The 22,701-nt window shown below is 60.4% G+C and carries 23 protein-coding genes, 1 pseudogene and 1 riboswitch; of the genes and pseudogenes, 15 read left to right on the top strand and 9 right to left on the bottom strand.

Translation table 11 applies throughout. The features are described 5' to 3' along the window. Together ACRESJ_RS13560 and rpoE are read right to left on the bottom strand one after the other, a co-directional pair. Positions 1-75: pseudogene (locus ACRESJ_RS13560) on the bottom strand (anti-sigma factor); the annotation flags it as partial. 31 nt (positions 76-106) lie between these two features. After that, a complete protein-coding gene (gene rpoE, locus ACRESJ_RS13555) occupies positions 107-688 on the bottom strand; it encodes an RNA polymerase sigma factor RpoE (protein WP_003172477.1) in 582 nt (193 codons plus the stop codon). A gap of 554 nt (positions 689-1,242) precedes the next feature. Here rpoE and nadB point away from each other — a divergent pair. Then, on the top strand, positions 1,243-2,859 hold the full coding sequence (nadB, locus tag ACRESJ_RS13550) for an L-aspartate oxidase (protein ID WP_431758341.1): 1,617 nt from the start codon (positions 1,243-1,245) through the stop codon (positions 2,857-2,859). On the opposite strand, the gene ACRESJ_RS13545 is transcribed toward nadB, so the two are convergent. Further along, a complete protein-coding gene (locus ACRESJ_RS13545; RefSeq protein ID WP_431758340.1) occupies positions 2,828-3,280 on the bottom strand; it encodes a protein YgfX in 453 nt (150 codons plus the stop codon). The genes nadB and ACRESJ_RS13545 overlap by 32 nt on opposite strands. Further along, on the bottom strand, positions 3,264-3,518 hold the full coding sequence (locus ACRESJ_RS13540; RefSeq protein ID WP_007898624.1) for a succinate dehydrogenase assembly factor 2: 255 nt from the start codon (positions 3,516-3,518) through the stop codon (positions 3,264-3,266). The genes ACRESJ_RS13545 and ACRESJ_RS13540 overlap by 17 nt, the downstream gene beginning before the upstream one ends. A 149-nt stretch (positions 3,519-3,667) precedes the next feature. On the opposite strand from ACRESJ_RS13540, the gene ACRESJ_RS13535 reads away from it, so the two are divergent. Continuing rightward, positions 3,668-4,609, top strand: a complete 942-nt coding sequence (locus ACRESJ_RS13535; RefSeq protein ID WP_431758339.1) for a YgfZ/GcvT domain-containing protein — start codon at positions 3,668-3,670, stop codon at positions 4,607-4,609. A gap of 35 nt (positions 4,610-4,644) precedes the next feature. Then, the gene (locus ACRESJ_RS13530) at positions 4,645-5,466 is read left to right on the top strand and encodes an HDOD domain-containing protein (RefSeq protein ID WP_431758338.1); all 822 of its coding nucleotides are present in this window, start codon (positions 4,645-4,647) and stop codon (positions 5,464-5,466) included. A 226-nt stretch (positions 5,467-5,692) separates the two neighbouring features. Here the strand turns inward: ACRESJ_RS13530 and ACRESJ_RS13525 are convergent, their stop codons facing one another. Both ACRESJ_RS13525 and ACRESJ_RS13520 read right to left on the bottom strand, forming a co-directional pair. Further along, a complete protein-coding gene (locus ACRESJ_RS13525) occupies positions 5,693-7,081 on the bottom strand; it encodes a sensor histidine kinase (protein WP_431758337.1) in 1,389 nt (462 codons plus the stop codon). After that, on the bottom strand, positions 7,074-7,745 hold the full coding sequence (locus ACRESJ_RS13520; protein ID WP_431758336.1) for a response regulator: 672 nt from the start codon (positions 7,743-7,745) through the stop codon (positions 7,074-7,076). The genes ACRESJ_RS13525 and ACRESJ_RS13520 overlap by 8 nt, the downstream gene beginning before the upstream one ends. A gap of 249 nt (positions 7,746-7,994) precedes the next feature. Between ACRESJ_RS13520 and ACRESJ_RS13515 the strand changes: the two genes are divergently transcribed. From ACRESJ_RS13515 to ACRESJ_RS13495, 5 genes are read left to right on the top strand one after another with little or no spacing between them, the layout of a single operon-like run. After that, entirely contained in the window at positions 7,995-9,287 is a 1,293-nt protein-coding gene (locus tag ACRESJ_RS13515; RefSeq protein WP_431758335.1) for an OprD family porin, read from the top strand. Between the two features lie 39 nt (positions 9,288-9,326). Continuing rightward, positions 9,327-10,304 carry a Bug family tripartite tricarboxylate transporter substrate binding protein gene (locus ACRESJ_RS13510; protein WP_431758334.1) on the top strand — a complete coding sequence of 326 codons (978 nt, stop codon included), beginning with the start codon at positions 9,327-9,329 and terminating at the stop codon, positions 10,302-10,304. 58 nt (positions 10,305-10,362) lie between these two features. Next, on the top strand, positions 10,363-10,821 hold the full coding sequence (locus tag ACRESJ_RS13505) for a tripartite tricarboxylate transporter TctB family protein (protein ID WP_007979809.1): 459 nt from the start codon (positions 10,363-10,365) through the stop codon (positions 10,819-10,821). A 1-nt stretch (position 10,822) separates the two neighbouring features. Next, positions 10,823-12,337 carry a tripartite tricarboxylate transporter permease gene (locus ACRESJ_RS13500; protein WP_431758333.1) on the top strand — a complete coding sequence of 505 codons (1,515 nt, stop codon included), beginning with the start codon at positions 10,823-10,825 and terminating at the stop codon, positions 12,335-12,337. After that, a complete protein-coding gene (locus ACRESJ_RS13495) occupies positions 12,330-13,370 on the top strand; it encodes an AbrB family transcriptional regulator (RefSeq protein ID WP_431758332.1) in 1,041 nt (346 codons plus the stop codon). Before ACRESJ_RS13500 ends, ACRESJ_RS13495 begins: the two co-directional genes overlap by 8 nt. Before the next feature lie 58 nt (positions 13,371-13,428). Here the strand turns inward: ACRESJ_RS13495 and ung are convergent, their stop codons facing one another. Further along, the gene (gene ung, locus ACRESJ_RS13490; protein WP_431758331.1) at positions 13,429-14,121 is read right to left on the bottom strand and encodes a uracil-DNA glycosylase; all 693 of its coding nucleotides are present in this window, start codon (positions 14,119-14,121) and stop codon (positions 13,429-13,431) included. A gap of 132 nt (positions 14,122-14,253) precedes the next feature. On the opposite strand from ung, the gene ACRESJ_RS13485 reads away from it, so the two are divergent. Beyond that, on the top strand, positions 14,254-15,366 hold the full coding sequence (locus ACRESJ_RS13485) for an enoyl-CoA hydratase/isomerase family protein (RefSeq protein WP_431758330.1): 1,113 nt from the start codon (positions 14,254-14,256) through the stop codon (positions 15,364-15,366). A gap of 67 nt (positions 15,367-15,433) precedes the next feature. On the opposite strand, the gene ACRESJ_RS13480 is transcribed toward ACRESJ_RS13485, so the two are convergent. Next, positions 15,434-15,877 (bottom strand): hypothetical protein, encoded by a 444-nt coding sequence (locus tag ACRESJ_RS13480; RefSeq protein ID WP_431758329.1) that lies wholly within the window; start codon positions 15,875-15,877, stop codon positions 15,434-15,436. 167 nt (positions 15,878-16,044) lie between these two features. Further along, a complete protein-coding gene (locus tag ACRESJ_RS13475) occupies positions 16,045-16,299 on the bottom strand; it encodes a hypothetical protein (RefSeq protein WP_431758328.1) in 255 nt (84 codons plus the stop codon). 297 nt (positions 16,300-16,596) lie between these two features. Beyond that, positions 16,597-16,697: riboswitch (guanidine-I (ykkC/yxkD leader) on the top strand. Positions 16,698-16,757: 60 nt separating this feature from the next. On the opposite strand from ACRESJ_RS13475, the gene ACRESJ_RS13470 reads away from it, so the two are divergent. The 6 genes from ACRESJ_RS13470 to ACRESJ_RS13445 all read left to right on the top strand — a co-directional run. Then, positions 16,758-17,825 (top strand): putative urea ABC transporter substrate-binding protein, encoded by a 1,068-nt coding sequence (locus ACRESJ_RS13470; protein ID WP_431758327.1) that lies wholly within the window; start codon positions 16,758-16,760, stop codon positions 17,823-17,825. A 15-nt stretch (positions 17,826-17,840) separates the two neighbouring features. Next, positions 17,841-18,656 carry an ABC transporter permease gene (locus tag ACRESJ_RS13465; RefSeq protein ID WP_431758326.1) on the top strand — a complete coding sequence of 272 codons (816 nt, stop codon included), beginning with the start codon at positions 17,841-17,843 and terminating at the stop codon, positions 18,654-18,656. Further along, positions 18,653-19,441, top strand: a complete 789-nt coding sequence (locus ACRESJ_RS13460; protein ID WP_431758325.1) for an ABC transporter ATP-binding protein — start codon at positions 18,653-18,655, stop codon at positions 19,439-19,441. The genes ACRESJ_RS13465 and ACRESJ_RS13460 overlap by 4 nt, the downstream gene beginning before the upstream one ends. A gap of 13 nt (positions 19,442-19,454) precedes the next feature. Then, positions 19,455-20,180, top strand: coding sequence for an urea amidolyase associated protein UAAP1 (locus ACRESJ_RS13455; RefSeq protein WP_431758324.1), 726 nt, complete (start codon positions 19,455-19,457; stop codon positions 20,178-20,180). Between the two features lie 11 nt (positions 20,181-20,191). Further along, on the top strand, positions 20,192-20,833 hold the full coding sequence (locus ACRESJ_RS13450; protein ID WP_431758323.1) for an urea amidolyase associated protein UAAP2: 642 nt from the start codon (positions 20,192-20,194) through the stop codon (positions 20,831-20,833). Positions 20,834-21,126: 293 nt separating this feature from the next. Then, a partial coding sequence (locus ACRESJ_RS13445; RefSeq protein WP_431758322.1) for a biotin carboxylase N-terminal domain-containing protein occupies positions 21,127-22,701 on the top strand: 1,575 nt, incomplete at its 3' end.

Genomic DNA, 22,701 nt, shown 5'->3' with positions numbered 1-22,701 from the left:
CCGACGCAATTCCAATTCGTCCGCTTCGTTATCCATCACTGCGGACAGCGATTCCTGCAGGGCTTCACGACTCATGGCGTTCCTCTCTTGGCTGTCGCCGCTGTCTTTAGTTTTCCTGCAACAACGGTTGCAGTGCTTTATCGATGGCCTCCCGGGCGCGGAAGATCCGGGAGCGCACGGTGCCCACCGGACATTGCATGACGCTCGCAATGTCCTCGTAACTCAGACCATCGAATTCACGTAAAGTTAAAGCCGTACGTAAATCTTCTGGCAGTTGCTGAATGGTTCGATGGACGGTGCCTTCGATCTCATCCCGCAGCAAAGCCCGTTCTGGCGACTCGAGATCCTTGAGGCCATGATCGCCATCGTAGAACTCAGCATCTTCGGAACTGACATCACTATCCGGCGGCCGACGGCCGCGTGAAACCAGATAGTTTTTCGCCGTGTTAATGGCGATGCGGTAAAGCCACGTATAAAACGCGCTGTCCCCGCGAAAATTTCCAAGTGCGCGATACGCCTTGATAAAGGCTTCTTGCGCCACATCCTGGGCTTCATGGGTGTCGTGCACGAAACGCACGATCAACCCGAGAATTTTGTGCTGGTATTTCAGCACTAGCAGATCGAACGCACGCTTATCGCCGCGTTGAACGCGCTCGACCAGCTGTTGATCCTCTTCCTGGGTTAGCATGAACACTCCTCGATACGCTCGAAGGAGGCTTGCAAAACTAAACGACCGGACTTGCAAACATAGACTCGGGCTTTTCGCAAAAGTTCTCCTCCTTCAGGCAAGTTTCCTGCGGGCTCTGATACGGCACGCACGAAAAACGCAGCGCGAGATTCCCCGGCTGCGCGAATAATCTTGTTATCGGTTTCGCCGAAAGGATCCAAAACGGTTCCTCGCTGAAGCCGACACTGTCCCTTGAATCAGGCAACCGTCTATTGATCTTGGGCCTTTGGCAAAAGTTCCAAATATTTATAGCGTTGCAAAACTGACATTGTGCAATCCTGCGGCGAAAAAGACTGTTAAATCCACGATACAGTTCACCTTCTGCCAAACCGGTCGAAAACCATCCGACGAAGCGTCAGCTTTTTTTCTTCACAGTAGTTTCACAATGCCATATGAGCTCGGCTATTGTGCCGCTCCCCCCCTCTATATACTAGTGGGCTGTGCGCAATCCTGACTCGCCTGTCCAGTTGTCCAGCGCCTCCCCCTACCCGGGTCGCTTTGAGCGGAATCCTGAAATGAGCCAACAGTTTCAACACGATGTTCTGGTAATTGGCAGCGGCGCTGCCGGCTTGAGCCTTGCGCTGACCTTGCCCGGTCATTTGCGTATCGCCGTACTGAGCAAAGGCGACCTCGCCAATGGCTCGACGTTCTGGGCGCAGGGTGGTGTCGCTGCGGTTCTGGATGACACCGACACGGTCGAGTCCCATGTTGATGACACCCTCAATGCCGGCGGCGGCCTGTGTCACGAGGACGCCGTGCGCTTTACCGTCGAGCACAGTAAAGAGGCGATTCAATGGTTGATCGATCAGGGCGTACCTTTCACCCGGGATGAACAATCGAGCACCGAGGATGGCGGATTCGAGTTTCACCTGACCCGCGAAGGCGGACACAGTCATCGGCGCATCATTCATGCCGCCGATGCCACCGGCGCGGCCATCTTCAGAACACTGCTGACCCAAGCCAAACAGCGACCGAACATCGAACTGCTGGAGCAGCGGGTCGCCGTCGACCTGATCACCGAAAAGCGCCTGGGCCTTGCGGGTGACCGTTGCCTGGGCGCCTACGTGCTCAATCGCAACACCGGCGAAGTCGATACCTACGGCGCTCGTTTCGTGATTCTCGCCTCTGGCGGTGCCGCCAAGGTCTACCTCTATACCAGCAACCCCGATGGCGCCTGCGGTGATGGCATCGCGATGGCCTGGCGCTCGGGCTGCCGGGTGGCGAACCTGGAGTTCAACCAGTTCCACCCCACCTGCCTATATCACCCACAAGCCAAGAGTTTCCTGGTCACCGAGGCCCTGCGCGGCGAAGGCGCGCATCTGAAGTTGCCCAACGGCGAGCGTTTCATGCCGCGTTTCGACCCTAGAGCCGAACTCGCACCACGGGACATCGTCGCCCGGGCCATCGACCATGAAATGAAGCGTCTTGGTGTCGACTGCGTCTATCTGGATATCAGCCACAAGTCCGAAGACTTCATCAAGACGCACTTTCCAACGGTGTACGAACGCTGCCTGGAATTTTCCATCGACATCACCAAGCAACCGATTCCAGTGGTTCCGGCTGCGCACTATACCTGCGGCGGCGTGATGGTCGACCAGCAAGGTCGAACCGATGTGCCAGGGTTGTATGCCATTGGCGAAACCAGTTTCACCGGCCTGCATGGCGCCAACCGTATGGCCAGCAACTCACTGCTGGAATGCTTCGTCTACGCCCGCTCGGCAGCGGCAGACATTCTGGAGCAGTTGCCTCAGGTCACAGCCCCGACCGCCCTGCCCGCCTGGGATGCGAGCCAGGTGACCGACTCCGATGAAGACGTGATCATTGCGCACAACTGGGATGAACTGCGGCGATTCATGTGGGACTACGTGGGCATCGTGCGCACCAACAAACGCTTGCAACGGGCTCATCACCGTGTGCGGCTATTGCTGGATGAGATCGACGAGTTCTATAGCAACTACAAAGTCAGCCGGGACTTGATCGAACTGCGCAACCTGGCTCAGGTCGCCGAGCTGATGATCCTGTCTGCCATGGAGCGCAAGGAGAGTCGTGGCCTGCATTACACCCTCGACTATCCGAACATGCTGCCGGTCGCGCTGGACACTATTCTGGTGCCGCCCACCTACGCCGACTGAACTTGAGCCGGACCCGCAGGCGTCGGTGAACATCCACCGCCTGCGAATCCCGGGGCACGCAAATGGCCCGGACTCGCCGCTCGCCTTGCAGACGAAAGCGCAGTACCACCACCAATGGCAGCGCCAGGCTGTCTGGCCGCAGCTGCACCGATTGCCATCCCGCCGCCCGACTCCACAACTGCCAACCATCGGCGTCACGACGCAGGCCACAGAATGCCCGGGGGTGCGTCAGCCAAATCTGACGAGGCAGCGCCCAAATGCCGTGCAGCAGGCAGCACAAAGCGCCAGGCAGACTTGCCGTGAGGGGAATGTCGAGAAAGAACAACGAACCCAGCGCGAACAGCTGAGCAAACAGGTAGGCCGCCAGCAACTGCCGTGAGGCATGCCAGCGGCATTCGAACGAATTACTTGGGCTGGACACGATCTAGGATCATGCGAACCATGCGCTGAAGCTCTGGATCTTCTGATTCGGCGCGTTCCATGAACCAGCCGAACATGTCCTGATCTTCGCATTCGAGCAGCCTGACGTAGCAGGCACGATCAACCTCGTTGAGGTGCGGATAAACCTCTTTGACAAACGGCACCAGCAACACGTCAAGTTCAAGCATGCCGCGGCGGCTGTGCCAGTAGAGGCGATTCAGTTCAACATCTTCGACCATGGAGCGCTCCTCAAATAGGCCGCAAGTATACAGCCCGGCGCCTTGGCGAACAGTCGGCTTTGGTCGGGCGCCAACGATCTTTTGTGAACTACCCATTTCAAGGGCGGCCCCTTATCATGTCTGCCAGACTCTTTACCCTGCGATGACCCATGGCCGATTCCGCTTTTTTCTGCACGCTGTCTCATGAAGGTGTCCTGGCGGTCCGCGGCGCGGACGCCGGCAAGTTCCTGCAAGGCCAACTGACCTGCAACCTCAATTACCTGAGCGACACCCAGGCCAGCCTCGGCGCGCGCTGCACCCAGAAAGGCAGGATGCAATCGAGCTTCCGTATCCTGCTCGAAGGTGATGGCGTGCTGATGGCCATGGCCAGCGAATTGCTGGAACCACAACTGGCGGACTTGAAAAAGTACGCGGTGTTTTCCAAGTCCAAACTGACTGACGAAAGTGCTGCCTGGGTTCGCTTCGGCATCGATCACGGTGACGCCGCGTTGCGCAGCCTCGGTCTGGAACTGCCGGCGGAAAACGACAGTGTCGTACGTCATGATGGGCTGATCGCCATTCGCGTTTCGCCTGATCGCGCCGAACTCTGGGTCGCTGCCGATCAAGCCGAAGGCCTCAAGAACAAATTGACCGCACTCTTGGCAGAAGGCGATCTGAATCAATGGCTTCTGGGGCAGATCCAGGCGGGGCTCGGTCAAGTGATGTCCGCCACCCGTGAGCTGTTCATTCCGCAGATGCTCAATCTGCAAGCCGTCGGTGGCGTGAGTTTCAAGAAAGGCTGCTACACCGGTCAGGAAATCGTTGCGCGAATGCAGTACCTGGGCAAACTCAAGCGCCGCTTGTATCGCGTGAAACTGGATGCCAGCGACCTGCCTGAGCCAGGCACGCAGCTGTTTGCTCCGAGCCACAACAGTTCCATCGGTGAAGTGGTGCTGGCCGCCAATGCCGGGCAACACGTTGAATTGCTGGCCGTGCTGCAAGCGGAAGCAGCCGAGGCCGGTGACATCCACGTCGGCGCGCTGGACGGCCCTGCGCTGCACTTGCTCGATTTGCCTTATCAACTGGACCGCGACCGCGAGATCCAGCGTTAATTGCACCACCTTTTTGCGACACCTAGAGAAACTAAATGAGTGAGCTGGCGGAAAAGGTCCAACAGGATTTGGTTGAGGCCATCGATAACGATGACCTGGTTCTGCCAACGTTACCGGAAGTGGCTTTGCAGATTCGCAAGGCCGCTGAAAATCCCGATATCAGTATCAGCAGCTTGAGCAAAGTGATCGGCCGTGATGCCGCGCTTTCGGCACGCCTGATCAAAGTGGTCAACAGCCCCCTGCTGCGCGCGACTCAGGAAGTCACTGAGTTGCACACGGCAATCACTCGCCTGGGCATCAACTACAGCAGCAACCTGGCGATCGGCCTGGTCATGGAACAGATTTTCCATGCCCGCTCCGAGGTGGTCGAACAGAAAATGCGCGATGTCTGGCGCAAAAGCCTGGAAATCGCCGGTGTCAGTTATGCACTGTGCCGCAGCTACACCCAGCTCAAGCCTGATCAGGCAGCCCTTGGCGGGCTGGTGCATCAGATTGGTGTATTACCAATCCTGACCTATGCCGAAGACCACTACGAACTGCTGTCCGATCCGGTCAGCCTGAACCACGTGATTGACAGCATTCATCCGTTGCTGGGCGACAAGTTGCTCAGGGTCTGGGAGTTTCCGCAGATGTTGGTTGACGTGCCGCCGCTGTATCAGAATTTCAAGCGGGAATCGGCACAGGTCGATTACGTCGACGTGGTGCAGGTGGCCAGCCTGTATTGCCACAAAGACACTGACCATCCGATCTCGCGTATTGACCCCTTCAGCGTGCCGGCCTTCAACAAGCTCGGGATTGATCCCGACGACAAGGCGATGTGCGCCGATCTGGAAGAAACGCGTTCGATGTTTTATTGATCCCGTACCGCGTTGCGCCCAATCGCTAGCAGGCTAGCTCCCACAGTAGTCATGGGCCGGTCACAGCATTGTTGATCAACCGAAAAACCTTGTGGGAGCTAGCCTGCTAGCGATGACGGTGACACATTCAACATCTTCTTTGAATGTGAAGGCCCTATCGCCAGCAGGCTAGCTCCCACAGGGTATTGCGGTGCTCATGATCGCGAGGGAGCCAGATGAAATGCCATCACTCTCCCGCAATAAAACTTACCCGCACTTTCAATCCGCCGTGCTCTCCATCGTGCAGGCTGATGTGCGCAAGGTGCGCGCGGCAGATTTCGCCGACAATCGCCAACCCCAACCCTGAGCCGGCGACTTGCTGGTTACGTCGGTAAAAACGCTCGAACACCCGATCGCGATCATCAATCGGAATCCCGGGGCCATCGTCCTCGACTTCCAGAACTGCTGGCGCCGAGACTCGCAGAATGACGTTGCCGCCCGATGGCGTATGGGCCAGCGCGTTATCCACCAGATTACTCAACAGCTCGTTCAGCAGCGTCGGTTCACCGCGTAGCCAGACAGGCTCATCCGCTTCCAGCGCCAATGCCACACCGCGTTTGTGGGCCAATGGCGCCATGGCCATGCCCAGTTCACGGGCCAGCTGACTGAGGTCCAGCAACTGTGCGCCACCCTCGGCAATCGCTCGGGCGCCATTTTCGACCCGCGCCAGCGACAGCAACTGGTTAGCCAGATGAGTCAGGCGATCGGTGCCCTGCGCCGCCGCCTCCAGAGTGTCATGCCAGGTTTGCGGCTCGCTCGAACGCAAGCCCAATTCAAGCCGAGCCTTGAGCGCCGCCAGCGGCGTGCGCAATTCATGGGCGGCATCGGCAATGAACTGCGCCTGCCGCTCGAATTGCCCACGCAGGCGTTCGGTAAAGTGATTGAGCGCGCTGACCAGCGGCCACAACTCGCGCTGCACCTCAACCAGCGGCAACGGCCGCAGGTCATCAGGCTGGCGCTCCTCCACCGCTGTGCGCAAGCGCTCCAGCGGACGCAGCGCAGCACTGACTGCAAACCACACGATCATCAATGCACCGATCGCCAGCATGCCCAGTCGCAGCAAGGTATCGGCCGCCAGACTGCGGGCCATGCTCACCCTCGCCTCATCGGTTTCCGCGACACGGATCTCCGCCATGCCATTCATGTTGGGTTCGCTGACGGCTTTGAGCAGGCTGACCACGCGCACGTTCTGCCCTCGGTACGTCGCGTTGTAGAAGCGCGCCAGCGCCGGATAGTCATCCGTTCGGGGTGTTCCAGGGGGCGGCCCCGGAAGATTTTCGTAGCCGGAGATCAGCTTCTGGTTGATGTCGTTGACCAGATAGAAAATCCGCCCGGCACTGTCGTAGGCGAAGGTATCAAGGGCCACATAGGGCACGTCGAGGCTGAGGCTGCCGTCACGCTCGGACAGGCCAGCGGCAATGGTTCGCGCCGAGGCCAACAAGGTTCGGTCATACGCCGTGTCGGCGGCTTCGCGGCCGTTCCAATACGCGCTCAAGCCGCTGGCCAGCATCAATACCACCAACAGCAGTGCCAGGTTCCACAGCAGCCGCCAGCGCAGACTGCTGGGCTTATGCATCGCGGCTTTCCAGCAAATAACCAAGGCCTCGGAACGTCACGATCGCAACCGGCTGACCATCGAGTTTTTTACGCAGGCGATGTACGTAGATTTCGATGGCGTCGGGGCTGGCTTCCTCGTCGAGGCCGAATACCTGTGAAGCCAGCTGTTCCTTGCTCATCACTCGACCGGGACGGGCGATCAGCGCCTCGAGTACAGCCTGCTCGCGGGAAGTCAGGGTCAACAGTTCTTCGGCGAGGGTGAAGCGCCTGGTGTCCAGATCGTAGGCCAGCACGCCACAACGCTGCAGGCGTTCGCCGCCCAACACGCTTCGTCGCAGCAAGGCCTTCACCCGGGCTTCGAGCTCCGTCAGTTCGAAGGGCTTGGCCAGGTAATCGTCGGCCCCCAGATTCAGACCATGGACCCGATCCTTGACGTCGCTGCGGGCGGTCAGCATCAGCACCGGCAGGTTCTTGCCCCTTGCACGCAAGCGTGCGAGCACCTCGAAACCATCCATGCGCGGCAGCCCGACATCAAGAATCGCCATGGCGTAATCCTCGCTGCCCAGCGCCAGATCGGCAGCCACGCCATCGTGCAGCACATCCACGGTCAGCCCAGTGCTTTTGAGCGCCTGAGCGACACTTTCGGCAAGCTGCAGATGGTCTTCGACGAGCAGGACACGCATGGATCTTTACCTCATTCAGGGATGGTCGACGCCATTCTTTGGCGCGGAGTTTACAGCGGCATCCGTTGCTGTGAAGTCTGAAAAATGGCGAAAGACTTCAGAAAGACTCCTGAAAGGTTAGCGAAAGGTTAGCCCGTTAAAGTCAGTCCACGGACAGTTTCGACTGCCGTCGCTGATGCCAGACAGCGATACGAAAAACGCCTCGAAGCGTTTTCGACAAATAAGAACAATAAACGGAGTAATTCATCCATGCAGCCTCTGCAGACCCAGGCTATCGCGCCTGCTCGCCTCTCCCGTTTCAGTCACACCGCCCTCGTCAGTGCCGCCGCGCTTGCCGGTTTTTCACCGTTGAGCCACGCCGATTTCATCAAAGACAGCTCGGCCACTTTCGAAACCCGCAACATGTACTTCAACCGCGATTTCCGCGATGGCACCAGTGCTCAACAGTCCAAGCGTGACGAATGGGCCCAGGGCTTCATGCTCAACCTGCAATCAGGCTACACCGACGGCACCGTGGGGTTCGGGGTCGATGCATTGGGCATGCTGGGGGTCAAGCTCGACTCCAGTCCTGACCGTACCGGTACAGGGCTACTGCCGACCCACGACGACGGGCGCGCGGCAGACGAATACTCGAAACTGGGCCTGACCGGCAAAGTGAAGATCTCCGCCACGGAACTGAAAATCGGCAGCCTGATTCCGGAACTGCCCATTCTCAAGCCTAACGACGGGCGCATCCTGCCGCAGACGTTTGAAGGCGGCCTGCTGTCCTCCAAAGAGATCAAGAACCTGACCTTTACTGGCGGGCGTCTGGAAAAAGCCAAGGACCGCGACAGCACCGACTACCAGGACATCGCCCTCAACAACAAGAACAGCCGCTTCGCCGGTACGGTTGCCGGCAAGCACTTCGACTTTGGCGGCGTGGACTACAAGTTCACCGACAAAATCACCGGCAGCTACCACTTCGCGCAGCTCGATGAGGTCTACAACCAGCACTTCCTCGGCCTGATTGCCTCGCAGCCATTTGGGCCAGGGACTTTCGGCACCGATTTACGTCTGGCCATCAGTGATGACCAGGGCGAAGCCCGTGGCGGAAAGATCGACAACCAATCCCTGAACGGCCTGGTGAGCTACGCCCTGAGCGGGCACAAGTTCAGCGCCGGTTATCAGCACATGTCCGGCGACAGCGCGTTCCCCTACGTGGATGGCGCCGACCCGTACCTGGTCAACTTCGTACAGATCAACGACTTTGCCGGCGCCCAAGAGCGCTCATGGCAAGCGCGTTACGACTTTGACTTCGCCAAGCTCGGCGTTCCGGGCCTGAGTTTCATGAGCCGTTACGTGAACGGCGACAACATCAAACTCAAGAACGGTGACGAAGGCAAAGAGTGGGAACGCAACACCGAGATCAAATACGTAGTACAAAGCGGCGCCCTCAAGGACGTTGCCGTGCGACTGCGTAATGCCACTTACCGATCCAATTACTCTGCCCGCGATGCCGATGAAGTGCGTCTGCTGGTGAGCTATAGCGTTGCCCTTTGGTAATTCAGTACGTCCATAACAACAACTCCCAAGGAGACTTGAATGAACCTGTCAATGCGTAAAATTGCCCTAGCCGCCAGCGTCCTGCTGTTCACCGGCCAAGCGCTCGCCGAACCCAAGCGCCCGGAGTGCATCGCACCGGCATCCCCTGGCGGTGGTTTCGACCTGACCTGCAAACTGGCGCAGAGCGCGCTGGTGAACGAAAAACTGCTGACCAAACCGATGCGCGTGACCTACATGCCCGGCGGTGTCGGCGCAGTGGCCTACAACGCGGTGGTAGCCCAGCGTCCGGCGGATGCCGGCACGTTGGTGGCCTGGTCCAGCGGTTCGCTGTTGAACCTGGCCCAGGGCAAGTTCGGTCGTTTCGATGAAACCAACGTGCGTTGGCTCGCCGCCGTTGGCACCAGCTATGGCGCCATCGCGGTGAAAAGCGATTCGCCCTACAAGACCCTCGACGACCTGGTACAGGCGTTGAAGAAGGATCCGAGCAAAGTGGTCATCGGTTCCGGCGGCACTGTCGGCAGCCAGGACTGGATGCAAACCGCGCTGATCGCCAAGGCTGCCGGGATCAACCCGCGTGACTTGCGTTATGTCGCCCTCGAAGGCGGCGGTGAAATTGCCACCGCTCTGCTCGGCGGTCACATCCAGGTCGGCAGCACCGACATTTCCGACTCCATGCCGCACATCCAGAGCGGTGATATGCGCCTGCTGGCCGTGTTCTCCGACAAGCGTCTGGACGAACCGGAAATGAAAGACATCCCGACCGCTCGCGAGCAAGGCTACGACATCGTCTGGCCAGTGGTTCGTGGCTTCTACCTCGGGCCGAAAGTCAGCGACGAAGACTACGCCTGGTGGAAAGACTCCTTCGACAAACTGCTGGCATCGCCTGAGTTCGCCAAACTGCGCGATCAGCGTGAGCTGTTCCCGTTCGCCATGACCGGCCAGGAACTGGACACCTACGTGAAGAAGCAAGTCGCGGACTACAAAGTGCTGGCCAAAGAGTTCGGCCTGATTCAGTGATCGCCTCTGTCTAGCGGCTGCGACTCCGTTCGGCGGAGTCGCAGCACAGGAGTTCCTCATGCTCTTACAACGCATTTTTGCTTCGGTGCTGTTGCTGGCCTGCCTCGGCCTGGCACTGATGGCGTGGCCGTACCAAGCTGCTTTTTCCTACGAACCGGTGGGGCCTCGGGCCTTTCCACTGCTGATGCTTGGCCTGATGGGCTCAGCGCTGTTGTACATGGTGTTCCGTCCGGCACCGATCAAGCACAGTGCTGACGAGCCGCCGCTGGATCGCGAAACCCTGACCAAGATTGGAATCTGTGTGGTGCTGTTGCTGGTGTTCGCCGGCACCTTCGAGCCGCTGGGTTTCATCGTCGCCAGCATCCTGATCGGCGTGCCCATGGCCCGTCTGTATGGCGGTCGCTGGGTACCAAGCATCGTGATCATCAGCCTGATGGCCGTCGGCCTCTACCTGCTGTTCGACAAGTTGATGGACGTGCCGCTTCCTTTGGGCGTGCTCGACGTTCTGGAGAACTGATATGGATACTCTTGGCTATTTGGGTCAGGGTTTCGGCGTCGCGCTGAGCCCGTACAACCTGGTGACTGCACTGTGCGGCACCCTGATCGGCACCGTGGTCGGCCTGTTGCCGGGCCTGGGGCCGATCAACGGCGTGGCACTGTTGATCCCGATCGCATTCGCCCTCGGCCTGCCACCGGAGTCGGCACTGATCCTGCTGGCGGCGGTGTACCTGGGTTGCGAATACGGCGGTCGGATCAGCTCGATCCTGCTGAACATCCCGGGCGAAGCGTCCACCGTGATGACCACCCTCGATGGTTACCCGATGGCCCGCAAAGGCCTGGCCGGTGTAGCGTTGTCATTGTCGGCATGGAGCTCGTTCATCGGTGCATTTATCGCGACCTGCGGCATGGTGCTGTTCGCCCCGTTGCTGGCGAAATGGGCGATTGCCTTCGGCCCGGCGGAATATTTCGTACTGATGGTGTTTGCGATTGTCTGCCTCGGCGGCATGGCCGGTGACCGTCCGCTGAAGACGTTCATCGCGGCGCTGATCGGTCTGTTCCTGTCGACCGTCGGCATCGACGCCAACAGCGGTGTGTATCGCTTCACCGGAGACAACATTCACCTGACCGACGGCATCCAGTTCGTCGTGCTGGTGCTGGGCCTGTTCTCCATCAGCGAAATCCTGTTGCTGCTGGAAAAAACCCACCACGGCCAGGAAGCGGTGAAAGCCACCGGGCGCATGATGTTCAACTTCAAGGAAGCGGCGTCGGTGTTCGTGGTGAACATCCGTTGCGGCGTGCTGGGTTTCATCATGGGCGTGTTGCCGGGTGCCGGTGCGACCCTGGCCAGTGCCGTGGCCTACATGACCGAAAAACGCATGGCGGGCGCCAAGGGTACTTTCGGCCAGGGCGACATGCGCGGCCTCGCGGCGCCGGAAACCGCCATCGGTGGCGCAGCTTGCGGTGCGCTGGTGCCGATGCTGACCCTCGGCGTTCCAGGTTCCGGCACCACGGCGGTGATGATCGGCGCGCTGTCGCTGTACAACATCACTCCGGGCCCGCTGCTGTTCCAACAGCAACCGGACATCGTCTGGGGGCTGATCGCTTCGTTGTTCATCGCCAACGTGATGCTGGTGATCCTCAACATCCCGATGATCCGCATCTTTACCCGCATCCTCGCCGTGCCGAACTGGGCACTGGTGCCGGTGATCGCGATCATTACCGGGATTGGTGTCTACGCGGTGCACGCGACAACGTTTGACCTGTTCCTGATGATCGGCATCGGCATCTTCGGTTATATCCTGCGCAAGCTGGACTTCCCGCTGTCGCCGGTATTGCTGGGCTTCATCCTCGGCGGCCTGATGGAGCAGAACCTGCGCCGCGCCCTGTCGATCTCCAACGGTGCGCTGGAAATCCTCTGGTCGAGCCCGATCACCTTCGGTTGCTGGGTCCTGACGGCGATCATGCTGCTGATGCCGCTTATCCACATCTGGCGTAAACGTTCGGTTGCACGGCGCGCTATCGCCGATGTCTGATCGAGCACCTTTCAAAGCCTGGTGGGGAACCCCGCTGGTCGGCCTGCTTGGCGGTTACCTCGCCAGCCAGGTCGGCTGGCCTTTGCCGTGGATGGTCGGCTCATTGCTGGCGATCATCCTCGTGCGCTGCCTGACACCCTGGCAATTGGCCGAAATCCCTGGCGGCCGCAAGTGCGGCCAGTGGATCGTCGGTATCGGCATTGGCCTGCACTTCACCCCGCTGGTGATGGAGCAGGTGCTGAGTCATTTCGGTCTGATCTTCTTCGGTGCGTTGGTCACCAGCCTGTCTGCGGTCGTCGGCGTGTGGCTGATGCGCCGCACCGGCGAAGATCGCGCCACGGCGTTCTTTTCCAGCATGCCCGGCGGTTCCGGGGAGATGGTCAACCTCGGCGCCCGCAATGGTGCAGTACTCAGCCGTGTGGCGGCAGGACAGAGTTTGCGGGTGCTGGTGGTGGTGCTCTGCGTGCCGGCGGCTTTCAAGTATTTACTGGGCGATGGCGCCCCGGTCTTACATGCCAACGCTGTGGACTGGCGCTGGCTGGCCCTGCTGTTTCCGGCAGGCGCACTGGCGGCCTGGATCTGGGAACGCCTGCGTCAACCCAACCCCTGGCTGTTCGGGCCGTTGCTGGTCAGCGCGGCAGTCAGCATCGGCTGGGATCTGCACATCGGCCTGCCCAATGGCGGTAGCCAGATCGGCCAATGGTTGATCGGCAGCGGTCTGGGCTGTCACTTCAACCGGCAGTTTTTCCGCCGTGCGCCATCGTTCATGGGACGCACCTTGATCGGTACGGTGTTGACCATGTTGATTGCAACGGCGGCGGCGCTGGGCCTGAGTGCCCTGACCCACCTGGATCTGCGCTCACTGACCCTGGGCATGATGCCTGGCGGCATTGCCGAGATGAGCCTGACCGCGGAAACCCTGCAACTGTCGGTACCGCTGGTAACGGCGATGCAGGTGATGCGGTTGTTGTTTGTGCTGTTTCTGGCAGAGCCGTTGTTCAAGTACTGGAACCGGGATCCGGATTCAGTCTGAAAAACCGAGTTGCCTTCATCGCGAGCAAGCTCGCAATGGGGCACTCTTGCTCAACCCATCAAACCGGCGGCAACCGCCACTCGATCGGCGTCTCGCCATTCTGTTCCAGAAACTTGTTGGTCCGGCTGAAGTGCCCGCAACCGAGGAAGCCGCGATAGGCGGACAGCGGTGACGGGTGCACCGAAGTCAACACCAGATGCTTGGTCGCATCGATCAGCTTCTGCTTGCTCTGGGCATGGGCGCCCCACAGCATGAATACCAGGTGCGGTTGCTGTTGGCTGACCACTTCAATGATGCGATCGGTGAAAAACTGCCAGCCCTTGTCCTTGTGTGCATTGGCGTTGGCGCGTTCAACGGTCATGGTGGTGTTGAGCATCAGCACGCCCTGATCGGCCCAGCTCTGCAGGTAGCCATGGTTGGCGATGTCGATGTTCAGGTCGCGCTTGAGTTCTTTGTAGATGTTCACCAGCGACGGTGGCGCCGGCACGCCGGGTTGCACCGAGAAGCACAAACCATGGGCCTGGCCCGGGCCGTGATAAGGATCCTGACCGAGGATCACCACTTTGACCTTGTTCAGCGGCGTGGAATTGAGCGCGTTGAAGATCATCGGCCCCGGCGGATAGATCTCCTTGCCGGCCGCCCGCTCCTGTTGCAGGAAGTTTCGCAACTCTGTCATGTAAGGCTGGTCGAATTCGGCACGCAGTGCCTCCTTCCAGCCCGGTTCGAGTTTGATACGGTCGTCAGCAGTCATGGTCATACCCGGCAAAAACAGTGGGGCGAACCCTAGGAAAGCCTACCTCGCTTGTCAATTGATCTGACGCAGATCCAGCATTTTCCCACACAGCGATCATACTTAACCCTCAATTTCCCGATCGAGGTCACGATGAATCTGCACTTCGAAGAAATCACCGGCACCGACGGCGCCCGCATCGGCATTGCCAGCCTGGATGCCGAAAAAACCCTGAACGCCCTGTCCCTGCCGATGATCAACGCCCTGCGCGACCGCATGGAGGCCTGGGCCAAGGACCCGCAGATCGTCTGCGTCCTCTTGCGCGGCAATGGCGCCAAGGCTTTTTGCGCCGGTGGCGAAGTGCGCAGCCTGGTGGAAGCCAGTCGCGCCCATCCGGGTGAAGTACCGCCATTGGCCGCGCAGTTTTTTGCGGCGGAATATCGCCTGGACTTCAAACTGCACACCTACCCCAAACCGTTGATCTGTTGGGGCCACGGCTATGTGCTCGGTGGTGGCATGGGACTGTTGCAAGGTGCAGGCATCCGCATCGTCACGCCGAGCAGCCGGTTGGCGATGCCCGAGATCAGCATCGGCCTGTACCCGGATGTTGGCGGCAGTTGGTTCCTGTCGCGCCTGCCCGGCAAGCTCGGGTTGTTCCTGGGCCTGACCGGCGCGCACATGAACGGCCGCGATGCCATCGATCTGGACCTGGCCGACCGCTTCCTGCTCGACGATCAACTGCCGGCACTGATCGATGGGCTGCTGCAATTGAACTGGCAGGAACAGACGCCCATGCAGCTCAACAGCCTGCTCAAGGCCTTGCAGCAGAAAGCCGTGGCAAAGATGCCCGAAGCCCAGTGGCTGCCGCGCCGTCAGCAGATCGACGAGTTGCTGGATGTCAGCAACGTGCGTTGCGCCTGGAAGGCCATCAGCGCCTTGCGCGATCACAGCGACCTGTTGCTGAGCCGCGCAGCCAGGACGCTGAGCGAAGGCTCACCGCTGACCGCGCATCTGGTGTGGGAGCAGATCGCCCGTGCCCGGCACCTGTCGCTGGCCGAAGTCTTCCAGATGGAATACACCCTGAGCCTCAACTGCTGTCGTCATCCGGAGTTCAGCGAAGGCGTACGCGCCCGGTTGATCGACAAGGATCAGAAGCCGCACTGGCACTGGCCGGACATCAACAATGTGCCGGACGCGGTGGTAGAGGCGCATTTCCACAAGGCCTGGGAAGGTCGGCATCCGCTGGCGGATTTGTCTGAATACTGAAAACTGCACGCAACACTATGGGAGCGGGCTTGCTCGCTCCCACATCAAATCTGTGTTCTATAAAAATCTATCGGTGGCCGCCCCGCCAGTTGTGATCACCTCGCCCGCCACGATGGTTGCGCCTGTCGTTACCGCGAAAGTCATTGTTCCAGCCCCTGTGGTTCCGACCGTCCCAGCCATGGTTCTGATGCATCCGGTAATCGCCCCGATATGGCTGATAGTAACGCGGAGCAGGCTGGTAATAGTGCGGTTGATATATCCGCGGCTGCGAGTAATAACGCGGTGTCGGCTGGTAATACCGCGCTGGCGGCACGTAATACCGGGGCGGCGGCGTGTAGTAGCCATTGGAATAGTAGGAACTCCCCCCGGCGTAATGGGTTGGCGCCGGCGAGGTATAGACTTCGGAACTGTAGTAACTGCCTCCTTCGTCGTAATAAGGAACGCACCCACCAAGGGACAATCCCGTCACAACAAGCAGAAGAATTCGGCGCAGCTTTTTTTGACAGAGCATGGCGGCCTCCAGGACCGCGGGTGAGCCACACCAGCGACGCTGGCAGGCGACAGTCAAATGTTCAGTGACTGTCGATAGATCAGACATCGAATTCAGAATCTGGTGCGTCCCTGAAACAAGTAGAAACATCTGCCCGATGAAAGGTTTTTCATCCATTCACGCCATGATTAACGGTGACCACCGCGGTGGCCGCCGCCATGATGTCCGCCTCCGTGAAAGCCGTGTCCACGGTAATAACCATGCCCTCCGTAGTAATAGGAGCGATAGCCACCGTAATAACGTGGGCCGTAGTAACCGTAGTAGTAAGGCGAGTAGTAACCGGGATAGTAATAAGGTGCCTCGTAGACATCGGCAGGACCGTAGTAGTAGCAGCCAGACAATCCAACACCGAGCAATGCACCGAACAACAATCGACGTAACATGACGGCCTCCGTAAAGACCTGTGACAGCAGCCAGCACAGACCGGCTGACATCTGTTTTGACTGGCAAATCCCTGCCAAGTGCAGCGTCGCCCCCACCATCTGATCAGCGGCAGATACGTTCCAATGCGGTGCACTTGCGCACCATCGCAAGGCAGCCCGCCTCTCCAGTCAACCCCGTCGCCCCCCCTGTCCCCCCACGCTAGAGCGCTCGGACTGACTTGGCACGCCTCTCGCTTTAGCGCACTTGTTCCAAAAAAATGTGCAGGCGTCACTACAGGTTCGCGGCACCACAATTTGCAAATGGCTGACTAGGGTTCCGGCTCGCAATCGCGAGTGACTGGTCCGAGAGTTGGCGACCTCCAGTTGAGGTTACACGGCGGGACAAAAGCCCGGGAGACAAGCCACCGTAAGCGGTGCCGCTGCCGTCCTGCCCGTCCTTGATCAACTGGAGAACCACCATGTCCCAGCTTCGTTTACCCGCCCTCTTCGCTGCTGCGTTTGCAGCCCTCGTGAGCTTCTCGTCCCAGGCTGCCCAGAAAGATCACTTCAGCGTGTGCTGGACGATCTATGCCGGCTGGATGCCATGGGAATATGCCGGTAGCCAGGGCATCGTCGACAAATGGGCGAAAAAGTACGGCATCAAGATCGACGTGGTGCAACTCAATGACTATGTCGAATCGATCAACCAGTACACCGCTGGCAAGTTCGATGGCTGCACCATGACCAACATGGACGCGCTGACCATTCCGGCCGCCGGTGGCGTCGACAGCACTGCGCTGATCGTCAGCGATTTCTCCAACGGCAACGACGGCATCGTGCTCAAGGGCGAAGGCAAGAAAGTCACCGACCTCAAGGGCATGGACGTCAACCTGGTGGAGCTGTCGGTCTCCCATTACCTGCTGGCCCGGGCGCTGGATTCGGTGGACCTCACCGAGAAAGACCTGAAAGTGGTCAACACCTCCGACGCCGATATCTCGGCGGCCTTCAACACCGATCAGGTCCACGCCGTCACCACCTGGAACCCGATGCTCTCGGACATCAAGGCCAAGCCCGGGGTGAGCGAAGTGTTCAACTCCAGCCAGATACCCGGCGAAATCATGGACATGATGGTGGTCAACAGCGCCACCCTCAAAGACAACCCGGCTCTGGGCAAAGCGCTGACCGGTGCCTGGTTCGAAGTCGTCGAGTTGATGAACAAGAAAAACGCGGCCAGCAAAGCCGCGCTGGAACACATGGCCAAGGCTTCGGGCACTGACCTGGCGGGTTTCCAGGCGCAACTGGACACCACCCGATTGTTCGCCACGCCCAAGGAGGCCCTGGCGTTCAGCACCAGCAAGCAATTGCCGGAGACCATGCGCAAGGTCGCCGAGTTCTCCTTCCAGCACGGCTTGCTGGGTGAAGGCGCCAAGGACACCAGCGCGGTCGGTATGGCCTTCGCCAACGGCGTGACCAGCGGCGACAAAGGCAACCTCAAGCTGCGCTTCGATCCGAGCTACGTGCAGATGGCCGCCGACGCCAAGCTGTAATCAGGAGAACTGGCCATGCGCCTGATCAACCGTCACCCGGACCGTCCGAGTCGCCTGCTGTTGGTGATCCTGCCGTTCGCCCTGGTGCTGTTCGCCTACTTCACGGGCTCGGCCGAGCGACTGACGGACAACCCCAACGACAAACTGCTGCCCAGCGCCGTGCAGATGACCGACGCGGTGAAACGCCTGGCGTTCGTGGCCGACACCCGCACCGGCGAATACCTGCTCTGGCAGGACACGGCGTCCAGCCTGCAACGCCTGGCCATCGGCCTGGGAATCAGTGCCTTGGCCGGGTTGTGCCTGGGCATCGCCGCCGGTACGCTGCCGCTGTTCGGTGCGCCGTTGTCCCCCTTGCTGACAGTGCTGTCGATGGTGCCGCCACTGGCGATCCTGCCGATCCTGTTCATCGTCTTCGGCCTGGGGGAATTGTCGAAAGTGATGCTGATCGTCATCGGCATCACCCCGGCCCTGGCCCGGGACCTGGAACAGCGCGCCCGGGAAATCCCCGTGGAGCTGCTGATCAAGGCTCAGACCCTCGGCGCTTCCACCTGGACCCTGATGCTGCGGGTGGTGCTGCCGCAATTGTTGCCACGGTTGTTGATCTCGCTGCGGCTGATGCTCGGCTCGGCGTGGCTGTTCCTGATCGCCGCCGAGGCCATCGCCTCTACCGACGGCCTTGGCTACCGGATTTTCCTGGTGCGCCGCTACCTGGCAATGGACGTGATCCTGCCGTACGTGGTGTGGATCACCCTGCTCGCCTGGCTGATGGATTGGGGTCTCAAACACCTCACCCGGCGTGCATTCCCCTGGCACCAGGGGGCCGCCAAATGAGCTTCATCACCGTTAGAAACGTCTGGCAGCAATACGCCGATCAAGTGGTGCTCGAAGGCCTGAACCTGAATGTCGACGAGGGTGAGTTCTGCACGCTCGTGGGGGCATCCGGTTGTGGCAAATCGACCTTCCTGCGCCTGCTGCTCGGCCAGGAACGCAGCAGTCGCGGCGAAATCCTGCTCGACGGTCAGCCCTTGGCCGGTGAGCCGGATGCCAGCCGTGGCGTGGTGTTCCAGCGCTACTCGGTGTTCCCGCACCTGAGCGTGCTGGACAACGTTGCCCTCGGCCTCGAACTGCCGCGCTCACCGTTGCTCGGACGCCTGTTCGGCAGTGCAAAAAAAGAGGCCCGCGAACAGGCATCGCAGTTGCTGCGAAAAGTCGGCCTCGGTCACTCGCTGGACAAGTTCCCGGCGCAGCTCTCCGGTGGCATGCAACAACGGCTGGCCATTGCCCAGGCGCTGATCATGAAGCCGCGCGTGTTGCTGCTCGACGAACCGTTCGGCGCCCTTGATCCGGGCATCCGCAAAGACATGCACGCCCTGCTGCTGGAGCTGTGGCGCGAGACCCGACTGACGGTGTTCATGGTCACCCATGACCTGTCCGAAGGCTTCAGCCTTGGCACGCGGCTGCTGGTGTTCGACAAGGTCCGCCTCGACCCGCACGCCCCCGGTGCCTATGGCGCACGCATCACCTACGACATCCCGTTGAACAGCGACCGCCGCACCAGCCGTGCCGCCGTCGACGCCTTGCCAGTGCATCTGGCGGGCTCACTTCGAACCGCTTGAGAGGGTTTTGCCCATGACTGATTCGACCCAACTGTTCCCGCCCTTCGCCGAAGAAATGCTCCCTGGCGGCGGCCATCGTTCCTTCGTGCTCAAGCGTGGCCAATTGCTGCGCCTGACCGACCTGCGCGGCGGCGCCAACGTCAGCCTGACGTTGCTCAACGCCAATGAAAAAACCGAACGCCTGAACCTGCCCGACAGCCTCAAGTGCCAACACACCGCCAGGCTCACCGCCGGCCATTGCCTGTACTCGGACATGGGCCGCGTGCTGGCCGCCATCACTGCCGACACCTGCGGCTGGAGCGACAGCCTGGGCGGTGTGCTCTGCGCTGAAGAAGTGGCAGAAAAGTACGGCGCGGGCCGCTACCAGGAACTGCGCAACGGCTTCTTTCGCAACGGCACCGACAACCTGTTGGTGGAACTGGGCAAGTGGGGGCTGGGCCTGTCCGACCTGCTGATGACCCTCAACCTGTTCAGCCGCGTGAACGTCGACGATACCGGGCGCTTCCATTTCGTCGCGGGCAATTCCAGGGCCGGCGATTACATCGAGTTGTATGCGCCGATGGACACGCTGGTGGTGCTCACCGCCCTGCAGCACCCGATGGACCCGACGCCTGAATACGCGCCGAAACCCTTGAAGCTGAGCTGGATGAACGCCGACCCCAGCGTCGCCGAACACTGCCGCACCTCGCGCCCGGAAAACGAGCGCGGCTTCATCAACACCGACCGTTTGTTCGCCTGAGGATCGCTGCCATGTCACTCGCCATCGCTACCGTTCACAAGCAACCAGACACCGCGATCTACCGCGCCACCATCCCCGCCGGCGAGCCTTGGCTGATGGAGGTCAAGGCCGGACAGACCCTGCGCATCCTCGACCTTGAAGGTAATCAAGCCGTCGACACCCTGTTCTACAGCGTCGCCAATCCCAGGGAGCGCTACGACGTGCAGCGCACCCTGCGTCGGCAAAACAGCGTGTACCTGAGCACTGGCAGCGTGCTGTTTTCCAACCTCGGCAAGCCGATGCTGACCATCGTCGCCGACACTTGCGGGCGCCACGACACCCTCGGCGGCGCCTGTGCGCAAGAGAGCAACACCGTGCGCTACGCCCTGGAAAAGCGCTACATGCACAGCTGCCGCGACAACTACCTGCGCGCCTGTGTTCACGATGGCCGCCTGGGCAAGGGTGACATCGGGCCGAACATCAACTTCTTCATGAACGTGCCGGTCACCGCCGACGGCGGCCTGACCTTCGAAGACGGCATCTCGGCACCGGGCAAATACGTTGACCTGCGGGCCGAGATGGACGTCATCGTGCTGATCTCCAACTGCCCGCAACTGAACAACCCGTGCAATGCCTACAACCCCACCCCTGCGGAGCTGCTGGTATGGAACTGAAATTCCCGAGATTGCGCCGCTGGTTGTTCGCCTTGTGCCAGGCCCGTTCCGGCCAGTGCCTCAAACCTCAGGAACACCACCACCCCCTGTAGGAGCGAGCTCGCTCGCGAAAAACCCGAAGCCACCGCTGGGCATCTGGTTTTACGCGTAATCGTTCACGACCATCGCGAGCAGGCTCGCTCCTACAGGTGTTCGGTGGTGTGTTTTAGAGAATTGTTTTTTTCCGCCGGGGACGACCCCGGCTCTCATCGAAAAACTGCGGGACGGCCCGCATCCCCTCCAGGGGTTATGCCATGTTCGAAAAAGTCCTGATTGCCAACCGTGGCGCCATTGCCTGCCGCATCCTGCGAACCTTGCGCGAGCTGCAAGTGCAGGGTGTTGCCGTGTACTCCGAAGCCGATGCCGCCAGCCTGCACATCCTGCAAGCCGACGAAGCCCACAGCCTCGGCGAAGGCGCGGCCGCCGGCACTTACCTGGCGGTCGATAAAATCCTCGCCATTGCCAAAACCAACGGCGCCACCGCGATCCATCCCGGCTACGGCTTTCTCTCGGAAAACGCCGCGTTCGCCGAAGCCTGCGAGGCCGCCAACATCGCCTTCATCGGCCCGACACCCGAACAATTGCGCGTGTTCGGCCTCAAGCACACTGCACGTGCCCTCGCCAAACAACACGGCGTGCCCATGCTCGAAGGCACCGAGCTGCTCGACAGCCTCGATGCCGCGCTGCAGGCCGGTGAACAGATCGGCTACCCGGTGATGCTCAAGAGCACCGCCGGCGGTGGTGGCATCGGCATGCGCGTGTGCCGCAGCGCGGTCGAGTTGAGCGAATCCTTCGAAGCGGTCAAACGCCTGGGCCAGAATAATTTCAGCGACGCCGGGGTGTTCATCGAAAAGTACATCCAGCGCGCCCGTCATCTGGAAGTGCAGGTATTCGGTGACGGTCACGGTCAAGTGATCGCCCTCGGCGTGCGTGACTGCTCGGTGCAGCGCCGCAACCAGAAAGTCCTCGAGGAAACCCCGGCGCCGAACCTGCCCGACGGCATGGCCGATGAACTGTGTGCGGCGGCGATCAAACTGGCCAAGGCGGTGAATTACCGCAGCGCCGGCACGGTCGAATTCGTGTTTGACAGCGATGCCCAGCGTTTCTACTTCCTTGAAGTGAACACCCGCTTGCAGGTGGAACACGGCGTCACCGAGCAAGTCTGGGGCGTCGACCTGGTGCGCTGGATGGTGCAACTGGCAGCGGGTGACCTGCCGCCGTTGAGCGCGTTGAGCCAGGGTTTGAAAGCGCAGGGTCATGCGATTCAGGCACGGTTGTATGCGGAAGATCCAGGGCGGGACTTTCAACCGAGTCCGGGTTTGCTGACGGCGGTGCACTTTCCGCCGGCCAACGGCGTAGAACTGCGCATCGACACCTGGGTCGAGGCCGGTTGCGAGATCCCACCCTACTTCGATCCGATGATCGCCAAGGTCATCAGTTGGGCCCCGACCCGTGAGCAAGCCGCAGCCGATCTGCATCAGGCCTTGGGCGAAAGCCTGCTCTACGGGGTCCAAACCAACCGGGACTACCTGAGGCAGATCCTGCTCGATGCGCCCTTCGCCAGCGGTCAGCCCTGGACCCGTTGCCTGGAAGCCCTGGCGTATCAGGCCAACACCTTCGAAGTGCTCAGCGCCGGCACCCAGACCAGCGTCCAGGACTATCCCGGTCGCCTCGGCTATTGGGCGGTAGGCGTGCCGCCATCGGGGCCGATGGACAGTCGTGCACTGCGCCTGGGTAACCTTCTGCTGGGCAACGATGAAGGCGCCGCAGCGCTGGAAATCACCATGAGCGGGCCCTTGCTGCGCTTCAATTGCGACGCGGTCGTTGCC

The sequence above is a fragment of the Pseudomonas sp. genome (genome assembly GCF_050739655.1).
Taxonomy (GTDB): domain Bacteria; phylum Pseudomonadota; class Gammaproteobacteria; order Pseudomonadales; family Pseudomonadaceae; genus Aquipseudomonas.
This window is presented reverse-complemented; position numbering and strand designations above follow the sequence as displayed.